This is a genomic window from Salegentibacter sp. Hel_I_6, from assembly GCF_000745315.1.
Taxonomy (GTDB): Bacteria; Bacteroidota; Bacteroidia; order Flavobacteriales; family Flavobacteriaceae; genus Salegentibacter.
In genome coordinates this window covers 1,461,880-1,475,806 of sequence record NZ_JQNQ01000001.1, presented here as the reverse complement: position 1 = coordinate 1,475,806, position 13,927 = coordinate 1,461,880, and the positions used below count along the sequence as shown (strand labels likewise).

Sequence of the window (13,927 nt, the reverse complement as noted above, 5' to 3'; positions counted from 1 at the left end):
AATATTATTTATGAAAATCTCCAATTTTAAAAATATATTTCTGGTTCTATTAATCACAAGTGTAGGAAATACATTTGCACAGGTGAAGCTTCCGAAATTAATAAGTGATAACGCTATTTTACAAAGAGGGACCGAGCTTAAATTATGGGGTTGGGCTTCCGAGAATGAAAAAGTAACTTTACACTTTAAGGAAAACCAATTTGAAACCACAGCAAATAAGGAAGGTAAATGGGAGATTTTATTACCTGAGCAGGAAGCAGGAGGCCCATATACTATGAGCTTTGAAGCATCAAATACTGTTGATGTGAAAAATGTTTTGTTTGGTGACGTATATCTATGTTCCGGGCAATCTAATATGGAATTGCCTATGAGTCGTCTGGCAGATACTTATTCTGAAGAAATTAAAAATGCAGATAATTCAAAAATCAGACAATTTGAGGTGCCTGATGAGTACGAGTTTTCTAAGGAAAATGAGGATTTTTCCTCAGGATCCTGGAAAGAAGTAAATAAAGAAAACATACTTGAATTTTCTGGAGTTGCTTACTTTTTTGCAAAGTCGATTTTTAAAGAAAAAAATGTGCCTGTTGGTTTGATCAATTCGGCACTGGGTGGTTCCCCGGTTTCAGCCTGGATGGATAAAGAAGCATTAAAGGAATTCCCTGATTTTTATGATGAACACTTAAAATGGGCGAACCAGGATTATATAGATTCTGTATCAACTGCAGAGCAACAAGCTATAAATAATTGGTATGGTGAATTGGATAAAAAAGATACCGGTTTAAAGGAAGAATGGTTTAAAAGCGAAGTGGATAAATCTTCATGGAAAGAAGTTGAGGTTCCCGGCTTTGTTTCAGAAGAAGATAGAAGTGATAGTGCCGGGGTAGCCTGGTTTTCAAAAAAAGTAAATATTTCCCAATTGCCGGATTCTGATACCGCAAAATTACATTTGGGAAGGTTAATAGATATGGATTATGCCTATATAAACGGAAAACAAGTAGGACACACCAGTTATCAATATCCACCAAGGAAATATGATTTTGATGCAAAGCTTTTAAATAAAGGAGAAAATGAGATTGTTGTTCGTTTGGTTAACAACGGCGGCCCCACGGGTTTCGTAAAAGACAAATCCTATCAATTAATCTTAGATAAAGACACCCTTGATATTACCGGAACCTGGAAATTTAAACAGGCAGCTGTGGCACCAAATACTCCCGGGCAAACTTTTATTAGATGGAAACCGGGCGGACTTTATAACGCGATGATTGCTCCTTTAAAGAATTTTAAATTAAAAGGTGTTTTATGGTACCAGGGCGAATCTGATTCCAGCAACCCGGAACTTTATTCCAAAACTTTTCCAAAAATGATAGAAAACTGGCGTAAACATTTAGGTGATACTAAGCTTCCGTTTGTTTTAGTACAGCTTCCTAATTTTATGGAAGAAACCACAGGCCCCCAGGAAAGTAATTGGGCAGAATTTAGAGAAGTTCAAAGAAATGCAAATTTAAATATTGCAAATACTGGAATGGCAGTTACCATAGACCTTGGGGAATGGAATGATATTCACCCTTTAAATAAAAAGGATGTGGGTGAACGGCTTGCATTAGAAGCAAGGAAGATTATTTATGGAGAAGAGGATATAATTAGTTCGGGTCCTGCTCCCTCAAATTGGAAAACTGAAAACGGAACCGTAATAATAGATTTTGAAAACCTTAGCTCAGGTTGGAAGTTTAAAGGAGAAGATAAGCCCACTGGTTTTATCATTTCTGAAGATGGCAAAACTTTTTATAAGGCTCAGGTTGAAGTGTTGGATGATGATACTTTGAAGATCTATAATACAGAAGTGAAAAATCCAGGTGTTGTAAGATATGCCTGGGCAAATAATCCCGGGGATGCCAATCTTTATAATAAAGAAGATTTACCGGCAGTCCCGTTTGAAATAGAATTAACTAAAGAAAAATAATTAAAACTAAACTTGATATGAAATTTTTTATAGACACAGCAAATTTAGACCAGATTAGAGAAGCTCAGGACCTGGGCGTTTTAGATGGAGTAACCACTAATCCGTCTTTAATGGCAAAAGAAGGAATTACCGGGAAGAAAAATATTCTTCAGCATTACCTGGATATCTGCGAAATCGTAGACGGAGATGTTTCTGCCGAAGTTGTTGCCACCGATTTTGACGGAATTGTAAGTGAAGGTGAAGAACTGGCAAAATTACACAAGCAAATTATTGTAAAAGTTCCTATGATAAAAGAAGGTATAAAGGCTATTAAATACTTTTCAGATAAAGGAATTAAAACCAACTGTACACTCGTTTTTTCAGCCGGGCAGGCTTTACTTGCAGCAAAAGCTGGAGCAACGTATGTTTCACCTTTCCTGGGAAGATTGGACGATATTTCTACCGATGGGTTAGACCTGATAGCCGATATCCGACTTATTTATGATAATTACGGTTTTGAGACCGAGATCCTTGCAGCATCAATTCGCCATACCATGCACGTAATTAATTGTGCGAAAATAGGTGCCGATGTAATGACGGGCCCATTATCTTCGATAGATGGATTATTGAAACATCCACTTACCGATAGCGGACTTGCGAAATTTTTAGAAGATGCTAAATCATTTAATGTATAGATTATGGAAATTAAAAAATTAGAAGATTTTGCTACCCAGGTTCGCCGGGATATTTTAAGGCAGGTTCATAAAGTGAATTCGGGTCACCCCGGAGGTTCACTGGGTTGTACTGAATTTTTTACCGCTTTGTACCAGGGCGGAATTATGGAACACAAACCCGAGTTTAATATGGACGGGAAAGACGAGGACCTTTTCTTTCTTTCCAACGGTCATATTTCTCCTGTATTTTATAGCGTTTTAGCCCGTAGCGGTTATTTCCCTGTAGATGAATTAAATACTTTCCGTCTTATAGATTCCAGGTTACAGGGACACCCTACAACGCACGAAGGCCTACCGGGCATTCGCGTAGCCTCAGGTTCACTGGGCCAGGGAATGTCAGTTGCTCTTGGAGCAGCGCAAGCAAAAAAACTTAATAAGGATAATCATTTAGTATTCTCCCTTCACGGTGATGGTGAATTGCAGGAAGGCCAAAACTGGGAAGCTATTATGTATGCGGCCGGAAATAAGGTAGATAATCTTATTTCAACAGTAGACGTAAATGGCCAGCAAATTGACGGAAGTACAGAAACCGTGCTACCAATGGGTAACTTAAAAGCCAAATTTGAAGCTTTTGGTTGGGATGTGATGGAGATTGAAGATGGCAATAATATGCAACAGGTCATTGACGGTTTAAATGAAGCTAAAACCCGAACCGGAAAAGGAAAACCGGTTTGTGTGCTAATGACTACCGTTATGGGTAATGGTGTAGATTTTATGATGCATACTCACGCCTGGCACGGAAAAGCGCCTAATGATGAGCAATTAGAAACCGCGCTTTCTCAAAATCCTGAAACTTTAGGAGATTATTAAAATAGATTTTCGCCTTCGCGGAAATGACAAAGAATTATAAGAATGAAAACATATACAGATACAGGAAAAAAAGATACCCGTTCCGGTTTTGGTGCGGGACTTACCGAGCTTGGCAGAACCAATCCTAATGTGGTAGCACTTTGTGCCGACCTTGTAGGATCGCTTAAAATGCAGGATTTTATTGATGAAAATCCAGAGCGTTTTTTCCAGACAGGAATTGCTGAAGCCAATATGATGGGAATGGCCGCCGGCCTCACCATAGGCGGGAAAATTCCTTTTGCCGGGACCTTCGCCAATTTTGCAACTGGAAGGGTTTACGACCAGATTCGTCAATCTATCGCCTATTCAGGAAAAAATGTAAAGATTTGTGCTTCACATTCGGGAGTAACTTTGGGAGAGGACGGGGCAACCCACCAAATTCTTGAAGATATAGGTCTTATGAAAATGTTACCGGGAATGACGGTAATCAATACCTGCGATTTTAACCAGACCAAAGCAGCCACTTTAGCGATCGCTGAGCACGATGGCCCGGTTTACCTAAGATTCGGAAGACCAAAAGTAGCTAATTTCACCGCAGAAGGTCAAAAGTTTGAAATAGGGAAAGCTGTTCAACTTTATGAAGGAGAAGATGTGACTATAATTGCTACCGGCCACCTAGTTTGGGAAGCGATACAGGCAGCACAAAAGCTTGCAGAAAAAGGAATTAGTGCCGATGTGATTAACATCCACACCATAAAACCTTTAGATGCAGAAGCCATTATCAAATCGGTTAAGAAAACAGGTTGTGTAGTAACTGCCGAAGAGCATAACTTCCTTGGCGGACTTGGAGAAAGTGTAGCCCGTACTTTAGCCGAGAATAATCCTGCACCGCAAGAATTTGTGGCCACTCAGGATACTTTTGGTGAAAGCGGAACACCAGAACAATTATTTGAAAAATATGGTTTAAATTCTGAGGCTATTTTAAAAGCAGCTCAAAAAGTAATTAAGAGGAAGTAGTTTCTTCAATATTATTTCAAAAAAACCAATGAAGACATACTTCATTGGCTTTTTGATGTTTACAATCTAATGTAGAAATAAACAGGTAGTCGCAGTACTTTTGGCTAATAAATCATTTTTATTGTGCCTAAATGTTTGAGTTAATAAAAATTACCTCCAAAGTACATTTCAAATGGGTTAAATATTTCATTTTCTTTCAAAACAATTTTCCTAAAACAAAATGTACTTAAGTGCTATTTTAAAGTAAAAAGGGTAGTTGTATTTTTTTTTCAGCTATTTCAATAAAATTTTCTTTCTTCATTCAAACATTTAGAATAACCGAATTCTATTTTATAGAAAAGCAAATTTCGAGAAATTAAGAAGAGAATTACCTCTTTTTTGTCTCAAAATCATTTTATAAACGACGAATTTTAAATCAATTCCTGCCGGTTAATCACTTATTCAGGTCTTAAATTATTATTTAATTTTAAAATTAACATTTTAAAATTCACCTTTAATTATCAAATCTCCCGATTCTTGGAAGCTATAGGTTTTATAGGCTTCAACGCCGATAATTACTCCTAAAATATGTTCTATTTTAACCTTATTTACATTGATTTTACCATTTTTTTACTCTCATGTAACATACCGTAAAGTATTTGTAACATCACAATTACTGATAAGCTGAATTAACGGATATATTTGAATTCAAATTTTAAGGATTTTTCACATTTAATAGACTCGCTTTAGTAAATCCTTAATTTGTATCGGTTTTTTTCGAATTCAAATAAATCTTCAATCCCTTTAATAAAATTAGACAATGATAAATTTTTTATGCAACGGTTTATTTCTAAAACCCCTTCAAACTTACGTAAGTGTTCTTATGTGTTTTACTTGTTTAAGTTCATTTGGGCAAAACGCCATTACGGGTACTGTTACAGATGAAGATGGACCAGTTCTGGGAGTAACTGTTATGGTAAAAGACACCAATAATGGTGTGGTTACAGATTTTGATGGTAATTACTCTATTAATAATGTTCCTTCTGATGGAATACTCGTTTTTAGTTTCGTGGGATATATAACGCAGGAGGTGAATGTTAACGATAGGACAGAAATTGATATTACCTTAAAATCAGACGTCTCTTCATTAGATGAAGTTGTAGTAGTGGGTTATGGTACAATGAAAAGGAGCGATGTTACCGGTGCAATGGTTTCTGTGTCTGAGGAAGCTATTCAAGAATCTGTTCCCACAACGGTAGATCAAGTATTACAAGGTCGTGCCGCGGGGGTACAAATACAGCAAAACAGTGGTGCTCCTGGAGCTAGTTCTTCAATCCGCATTCGCGGTATAAGTTCAATAACTGGTTCCAATGAACCAATTTTTGTGATAGATGGGGTTATTGTTGATAGCAATACCGGGCAAACAGGCCAGAACGCGTTTGCTTCTATTAATCCTGCAGATATTGTTTCCATAGATATCCTAAAAGACGCATCTGCTACTGCTATTTATGGCTCCAGGGCAGCTAATGGTGTTATTCTTATTACAACCAGGAGAGGTAAAAATGGGGAAGCTACAATTAACCTAAATAGTTATATCGGCTATCAAGAGATTCCGAAACAGTTAGATCTTCTTAACCTTCAGGAATATGCAATACATAAGAACACCAGAGCCGATTTGGATATCGTTCAGAGAGATCCGGAATTTATTCGTCCAGAGTTATTGGGCGAGGGAACTGACTGGCAGGATGAAATGTTTACAAGAGCTATGATGCAAAGTCATAATTTATCTATTACCGGTGGTAATGAGAAAACAAATTATGCCATGAACGTAGGTTATTTGGATCAAGAAGGTATAGCGTTAGGTTCTTCATTTAACCGATTAAACCTAAGGGGAACTGTGGACTCCCAGCTAAAAGATTATTTAAAGACAGGAATAAATTTTGCTTTCAACAATATAAATCAAAATACAACCTTTTCTGACCAAGCCTTAATTCTTACAGCGTTAAGACAAACTCCTAATGTTGCTGTGCGTAATTCTGAAGGCACATTTGATGGACCTGTTACAGATGAATTCGTACAAAATAACCCGGTTGGACTCGCAACAATTAGGGAAAACCGAAATGAGAGTGCAGGAATTAGAGCGAATACATTTGCTGAGATTGAATTTATAGAAGGGCTAAAATTAAGATCTGAATATTCTATAGATTATGGCGTTTCAAATGGCTATACCTTTAATCCTTCCTATCAGTTTGGAGCACTTGTCAACGATATTAGGGAAGGGACTAGGGCAAAAAATTACAATAAATATTTTAATGTAAGGAATGTTTTAACCTATGATCGAACTTTTAATAAGCATAGTATTAATGCCATCCTGGGACAGGAATATCAGGAATCATTTTTTGAAAGTCTTTCCGGGTTTCGCTCTGGTTATTTAACCAATGGAGCTACCGATTTAAATGCAGGTGATGCTACAACGGCAAGAAATTCTAATGCGAGTTTTAATAGTGCTCTTAGTTCTTATTTTGCAAGAAGCTTTTACTCTTTTGATGATAGATATTTATTGACCGCAACTATTAGGTACGATGGGTCTTCTAAATTTGCGGAAGAGAATCGCTGGGGCTGGTTTCCTTCTGCTGCATTTGCGTGGAAGATTTCAAATGAAGAATTTCTTGAAGACCATGAGTACATCAATAATTTGAAATTGCGTTTAGGTTATGGAGCAGTAGGTAATCAGAGTGTTCCTGATTATGCCTTTACTTCAATTTATGGAGCATCTGCTACACCATTTGGCGCGGGACTGCTAGCGGCAAATACAGCAAACCCCGATTTACAATGGGAAACAACCTATTCAAGTAATATAGGTTTGGATTTGAATATGTTTAATAACCGACTGGAATTTATTGCCGATGTTTATTACAAGAAAACCGAAGATTTATTGCTTCTAGCCCCATATCCCGATTATTCTGGAACTACTGGGGTAGGTGCTACATCAGCTCCATATGTGAATATTGGTTCGCTTGAAAATAAAGGTGTTGAACTAACTTTGAATACTTATAATATAGATAGAGATGATTTCTCCTGGAATTCTAATCTTGTATTTACATTAAATAGAAATAAAGTATTGGCTCTGGCAACTGAAACGGGTATTTTAAACAGAACCCTTCAACAAGGATCAGACATCACAATTGTTACTAGAACTGCAGTTGGAAAGCCTATCGGCCAGTTTTATGGCTATAAAGTAATTGGCCGTTTTGAAGATGCTACAGACTTTTATTACAGGAATGAGGAGGGGGAAGTGGTTCCTACTGCGTTGCCTGAAGATATGGAAATTGGAGAAAATGGAGTATGGATTGGAGATTATATTTTTGATGATGTTAATAACGATGGTGTTATAAACGAGCAGGACCGGGACTATATTGGAAATCCACTACCAGATTTTAGCTTTGGTATAGGTAATTCCTTTAGCTATAAGGGCTTTGATCTAAATATCCAACTTTCAGGACAATATGGTAATGAGGTTGTTAATTATCAGAGACGATTCTTAGAAAATCCCAGGGAGAACACTAACCTATTGCAGTCAGCCCTTGGTTACGCTGAATTGGGACTTATAGACCCTAATGGCCCTAACGATTATCGTAATATTGAAGTTGTGGGTGGAGATCCATATATGGCAAGAATAGCAGCTTCTTCAGCAGCTTCCACTTCCAACTTTAGGTATAGTGATAAATTTCTTGAAGATGGTTCTTATTTGCGAATACAGAACATTTCTTTTGGATATAATTTTCCGCGTGATTTCATTGAGCAGTTTGGTTTGCAAAATATGAAGCTATACACGAACCTTCAAAATTTATACACATTTACAAAATACTCAGGCTTTGATCCTGAAATAGGATCGATTAACCAGGATGCTCTTCTTACGGGTATAGATAACGGTCGTTATCCTTCACCTCGTATTTATACCCTGGGATTAAACGTAAACTTTTAAAAAAAATACTATGCGTAAAAATAAAATAATTCACCAGCTTTTTGTAGCTACGTTTCTCATCAGTTTTTTTAGCTGTAGTGATGACTTGGATATAGAACCAAACGATCAAATAGCCAAAGAAAATTTTTTCCAGTCTGAAGAAGATTTTCAGGCTGCAACGGCACCACTTTACAATAGAGTTTGGTTTTCTTTTAATGACAAATTTTACTTTGGATTAGGGGATGGTCGCTCATACAATTTATATGCACCGTTTTCTGACTATGTATATCCATTCAGCGATTTAACTGAAACAGGTTTAACTGGCCCGCTGGTGGAAGCCTGGAGATCATTCTATGTGGTTATTCAACAGTCAAATAACACAATATCTTCAATCAACGAAAGCAGTGTTGATGAGGAAATAAAAAAACGTTACGTAGCTGAAGCTCGGTTTATGAGGGGAGTTGCTTATTGGTATATTGCTTCGCTTTGGGGTGATGCAATAATTACAACAAGTCAGGCAGAAATTATTAGTAATCCTATTGTTAATAAAAGTCCGAGAAGTGATGTTTATGAATTTGCATTACGTGATTTAGAATATGCCGCTATGTTTTTACCGGAACAAGCCGGCCAGGCAGGAAGATTAACCAGGTATAGTGCTTATGGAATGCTATCCCGTTTTTATCTTTCTTACTCAGGTCTTAGCGATAATCCCAATAGTGGTTCAAGAGATCAGGAGCTTCTTAATTTAGCTGAAATGTCAGCAGAAAAGGTTATTAATGAAGGACCCTATTCTTTAATGGAAGATTACGAAGATTTGTTCCTCATAGAGAATAACAATAATTCTGAATCTTTATTTGCTCTTCAATGGGTTCCAAATGGGGAATATGGGGTAAATAATACACATCAATCATATTTTGCGCTTGGATCGGAAATTACGGGAGACGATGCGGCATATGGCTTTTATACCCGAGCCTCTTACGATGTTCTTCAAGAATATGAACCTAACGATCTTCGACGGCGAGCAACCTGGATGGCAGATGGCGATTTTTATCCTGAAATAAATCAGGCAAATGGTGGTTACGAAGTAGATCACGAAAACACTTATGTGAATGTAAAAAAGGGCGTGGTAGGTTCCAATAGGGATAACCCTGATATTACTAGACAGAATTCAGGTCTAAATACATATATGTTGCGATTAGGTGAAGTTTATTTGAATTATGCAGAAGCGGTTTTAGGTAATAGTGCATCTACGAGTGACCCTATGGCTCTCATGTATGTAAATGAATTGCGTGAAAGAGCCGGTTTAGAATCAAAATCCAGTCTAACTTTTGAAGATATTCTACACGAAAGAAGAGTAGAGTTAGCTATGGAAGGACAGTTCTGGTATGATTTAGTGAGATGGGCATATTACGAGCAACAAGAGGTCGTTAGTTATATAGATGACCAGGAAAGGGCTGTTATCACACCTTTTACTTATCAAGCCGAAACCAATACAGTTTCTGTCGATGAAACACGGGATGTAACAACACGGGCAGTAGGAGATGTTGATGAGAGCATATTCCTTTTGCCATATCCCGAATCTGAAGTGGTCCAGAACCCATTACTTAGGGAGGATCCTGTGCCCTATGAGTTTACAGAAGAACGACTAACTGAAGAATTATTTTAGAGAAAAAATGATAATTAAATAAAATATATATAAGATGAAGGAGAATATATTAAGCAAGAATTGGTGGCAAAGGATATCTGTTTTTGGGATAGTCCTCTTAGGACTTCTGGTAATGGCATGCTCCAATGATGATGAAGATGAAGACGGCGGTGAGGTTGTGGTCAATGCAATTTACTTACAAGACGTGGATTCTGAAGTTCAGGATAGGGAAGTTAGTTTTGCACGTTTGGGCCAGCTTTTGCGTCTGGAAGGTTCGGGTTTTACGGGAATGAGGAGAATTTATATAAATGGTTTTGAGACATCTTTCAACCCTGTTTATGTTTCCGAAACTTCAATGCTAATAAGAGTTTCAGGAGATACGCCTACAATCGAGGCCGAAGAAGATGTTCGTAACACAATTCGTTTGGTAAAAGACAATTCAGAAGCTACAATTGAATTTGAAATCCGATCTTCAGCCCCAGGCATCAATAAAATTTCTCATACCCTTCCTAATCCCGGGGAAGAAATTACAGTATACGGTACTGGTTTAATTGAGGTTAACAGGGTGGTTTTTCCAGGTGATGTAGAAGTAACAGAAGGAATCACATTTGATGAGGAAGATGGTGAATTTTTTACCGTAACCGTTCCTGAAGGTGTTTCAGAAGATGGCGGATCCCTATATATAGAATCTGCCAACGGCGCAGCTTACTCCCCTTCATATTTCAACGTACAAGATGGGGTTATACTTAATTTTGATGGTATGGGGGAGCTGGGTGAATTTGGTAATACCATTCGTCAGGATGCATTAATATCTGAACCGATGGGGATGGGCAATGTTTCCCAGGGTAATTATGTAGCCCACCGCCCAGATAGTATTGAGGCTTTTGATGCCGGTAGAAATCGTGTTTCTGAAGTATTCACCTCGGGGAACGAAAGTTGGCGTTCTCAATTCACCCCTTTTATTCCTGCTTCAACACCATTGGAAGAAGTGGCCTTTCAATTTGATATTTATGTTCCAGAGCCTTGGTCTGAGAGTGGTTACCTTAAAATTTTACTCATAAACAACTTTAATGGAGGCGAATGGGCCGGGGGCGTCTATAATTATGTGCCCTGGATAGTAGAGGGAGAAGTGGAGCCATTTGAAACAGAAGGCTGGACTACAGTTACCATTCCTTTCACTGATTTTTATTTATTCAATGATGGTGAAGAATATACTTTTGATGACGTTTTACAATTTAGGGAGTCTGCCAATTTTAAAAATTTTGGGATATTCTTCGAAAATTCAGATTTTAACTTGAGTGATATTCCTGGTTATAGCAGTGATGTAGATTTTCCTTCGGCCGAAACTTCAGTCCAGGTCTACACCGATAATTGGCGCATTGTTCCTTCAGAAACCCCTACTGTAACTGATTTTCCTGAATAATTAATAAAAAACATTAGAGATGAAAAATATAAAAATTTTATCCATTTTATTTCTTGCTTCTATTTTTTTTACCTCTTGTGAAGAGGAAATAATGGAATGGGAAGAAAGATCTGAAGAACAGCGGATAACCACGGCAGAGATTCCTTTGGAACTTGAAGAGAAGATTAGTAGGTACGATGCTTTAAAGACCTATTCAGATTATGTATTGGGAGCCGGTATAATATTGGATCTTTACATGAACGATGAAAACTATAGGTCTATAGTAAATGAAAATTTTGATGAAGTTACTGTAGGTTATGCCATGAAACATGGCGCGATGGTCAATGCAGATGGGGAAATTAATTTTGAACCTATAGATGATTTTATTGCACTAACAAACCAAAGCGGGTTGAGTGTATATGGCCATACCCTAAATTGGCATGCCAACCAAAACGCGAGCTATTTAAATAGTTTAATAGCCCCTACTATAATTCCTGGATCTAGCGGTGCTAATATCCTTGATAGATCAGCATTAGAGGATGGTACCTTTACTGGTTGGCCAAAAAATAATCCTGGAGATGGTATAACTATCGTTGAAAATGCCGGTTTGGGAAGTGATTCCCCCGCAATAGAACTTATTGCAGGCTCAGGGGCTTCAGAACCATTTAATTTACAACTTGCAACTCCAGATATTCCAATTGTTCAAGGCAATGAATATGAAGTTTCTTTTTATATTAAATCAGATCAACCTGGTCAGGGACGTATATCTTTTAGCGGATTAGAAAATAACTATCCTTATAAAGACTGGTATAATACGGGTGAAGGTACCGAAGCTTTTGAAACCACTTCTGAATGGCAACAAGTTACATTTACGGTCAGTGATTTTACAGATACAAGTTTTGGATTTTTCTTTGATCTTGGATATGTTCCGGGTGTTACTTACTATATTGATGTAGCTACTATAAGCGTAGTAGATCCAAACACAGGATCAGAAACTGTAAACCTTATTTCAAATGGGGATTTTGAAGGTGGCAACTTAGACGGTTGGAATGGTTATGGAAATGAATCTACCCGAGCAGTCTCTGCTCAAGGAGAAGGATATGGTAATACCGGATACGCCATGGTTTTAACCAACCCTGCTGAAGCTGAATTATATAGCGCCCAACAGGTTTTTGCTTTAAACGAGCCGTTGGAAGAAGGAACTGAATATACTTATTCTTTTTATGTAAAAGCAGATGTTCCAGCAACTGTGCAGGTCCAAATTCAAGGAGGTACTGCCCAATATTCTGGACCCATTGATATAGGAACAACCTGGACTCAAATTGAAAGGACTTTCACACCTACAGCAGGCAATAATAGTTTCGTTTTTGATTTTGGGCTAACCCCAGCGACTGTTTTTATCGATGATGTTGTGTTAACTTCTGGTGAAATAGCAACAGGATCTGAAACAGTTGTCATTGAAATGTCTGATGAAGAAAAAGCTGAAATTATTGGCGATGCCCTGGAACACTGGATTTCTGGAATGGTAACCCGATATAAAGATGATGTAACTGCCTGGGATGTTGTGAATGAGCCGATGAAAGAGGGCGGTTCGCTTCGTGATGGTAATGTAACAGATCTTGCAAGCGACGATTTTTATTGGGTGAAATATTTAGGTAAAGATTATGCAGTAACCGCTTTTAAACTCGCCCGGGAATATGGAAATCCTTCAGATATACTTTTTATAAACGATTATAACCTGGAAGCGAGCCTTGCAAAATTAGATGGATTGATTGAATTTACCCAATATATAGAAAGTCAGGGGGCTACAGTAGATGGTATCGGTACACAAATGCATGTATCTTTAACTACGAGTAGGGAAAATATTGTTGAAATGTTCCAGAAAATGGCAGCTACTGGAAAACAGATAAAAGTTTCAGAATTGGATGTAAGGCTTGGTACCGCTTCCCCAACAACCGATCAGCTTACACAGCAGGCAGATATGTACCAATTTATAATAGACTCCTATAGAGAATATGTTCCAAGTTCTCAGCAATATGGTATCACGCTTTGGAATATATCGGATAACGAACAGGAGCATGAATTTTGGTTGCCCGATGAATCCCCTAACGTATGGGATGCAAATTACGAAAGAAAACCCGCTTATAAGGGAGTAGCAGACGGTCTTGCTGGACGTGATGTAAGCGAAGATTTTACTGGGGAATTAGAATAAATATTTTAGAATATTAAAACTTGATAATAATTAAGAACGCGTTGCGATCCATTACTGAATTTTAATTTTGTGTTTTTTTACTGAATAGTTCTCCTAACCCAAGAAGTCTGGATACCGGTTGGATTAGCAACGCTTATAGCCCGGTATGAGTTAGCCTTTTCTGGATGTTAGGAGAACTTTTATTATATATTTCGAGGTATGGAAATCTGTATGATTTTTCTAAAATTATCGTTACTTAATTCTTTT

Annotated in this window: 8 protein-coding genes; all 8 read left to right on the top strand. The window is 37.7% G+C overall.

The genetic code is table 11. The annotated features are described in order from the left end of the window. The first annotated feature begins 10 nt into the window (after positions 1–10). On the top strand, positions 11–1,960 hold the full coding sequence (locus tag FG27_RS06480; RefSeq protein WP_051935777.1) for a sialate O-acetylesterase: 1,950 nt from the start codon (positions 11–13) through the stop codon (positions 1,958–1,960). Positions 1,961–1,977: 17 nt separating this feature from the next. Further along, entirely contained in the window at positions 1,978–2,634 is a 657-nt protein-coding gene (fsa, locus tag FG27_RS06475) for a fructose-6-phosphate aldolase (RefSeq protein WP_037317048.1), read from the top strand. A 3-nt stretch (positions 2,635–2,637) separates the two neighbouring features. Beyond that, on the top strand, positions 2,638–3,483 hold the full coding sequence (locus tag FG27_RS06470; protein ID WP_037317045.1) for a transketolase: 846 nt from the start codon (positions 2,638–2,640) through the stop codon (positions 3,481–3,483). 42 nt (positions 3,484–3,525) lie between these two features. Next, positions 3,526–4,479: a transketolase family protein gene (locus FG27_RS06465; RefSeq protein ID WP_037317042.1), complete on the top strand. Its 954-nt coding sequence runs from the start codon at positions 3,526–3,528 to the stop codon at positions 4,477–4,479. Positions 4,480–5,278: 799 nt separating this feature from the next. Beyond that, on the top strand, positions 5,279–8,443 hold the full coding sequence (locus FG27_RS06460) for a TonB-dependent receptor (protein WP_037317037.1): 3,165 nt from the start codon (positions 5,279–5,281) through the stop codon (positions 8,441–8,443). Positions 8,444–8,453: 10 nt separating this feature from the next. Then, positions 8,454–10,088, top strand: a complete 1,635-nt coding sequence (locus FG27_RS06455; RefSeq protein WP_037317034.1) for a RagB/SusD family nutrient uptake outer membrane protein — start codon at positions 8,454–8,456, stop codon at positions 10,086–10,088. Positions 10,089–10,122: 34 nt separating this feature from the next. Continuing rightward, positions 10,123–11,490, top strand: coding sequence for a glycan-binding surface protein (locus FG27_RS06450; protein ID WP_037317031.1), 1,368 nt, complete (start codon positions 10,123–10,125; stop codon positions 11,488–11,490). A 19-nt stretch (positions 11,491–11,509) separates the two neighbouring features. After that, positions 11,510–13,681 carry an endo-1,4-beta-xylanase gene (locus tag FG27_RS06445; RefSeq protein ID WP_037317028.1) on the top strand — a complete coding sequence of 724 codons (2,172 nt, stop codon included), beginning with the start codon at positions 11,510–11,512 and terminating at the stop codon, positions 13,679–13,681. Positions 13,682–13,927 lie beyond the last annotated feature (246 nt).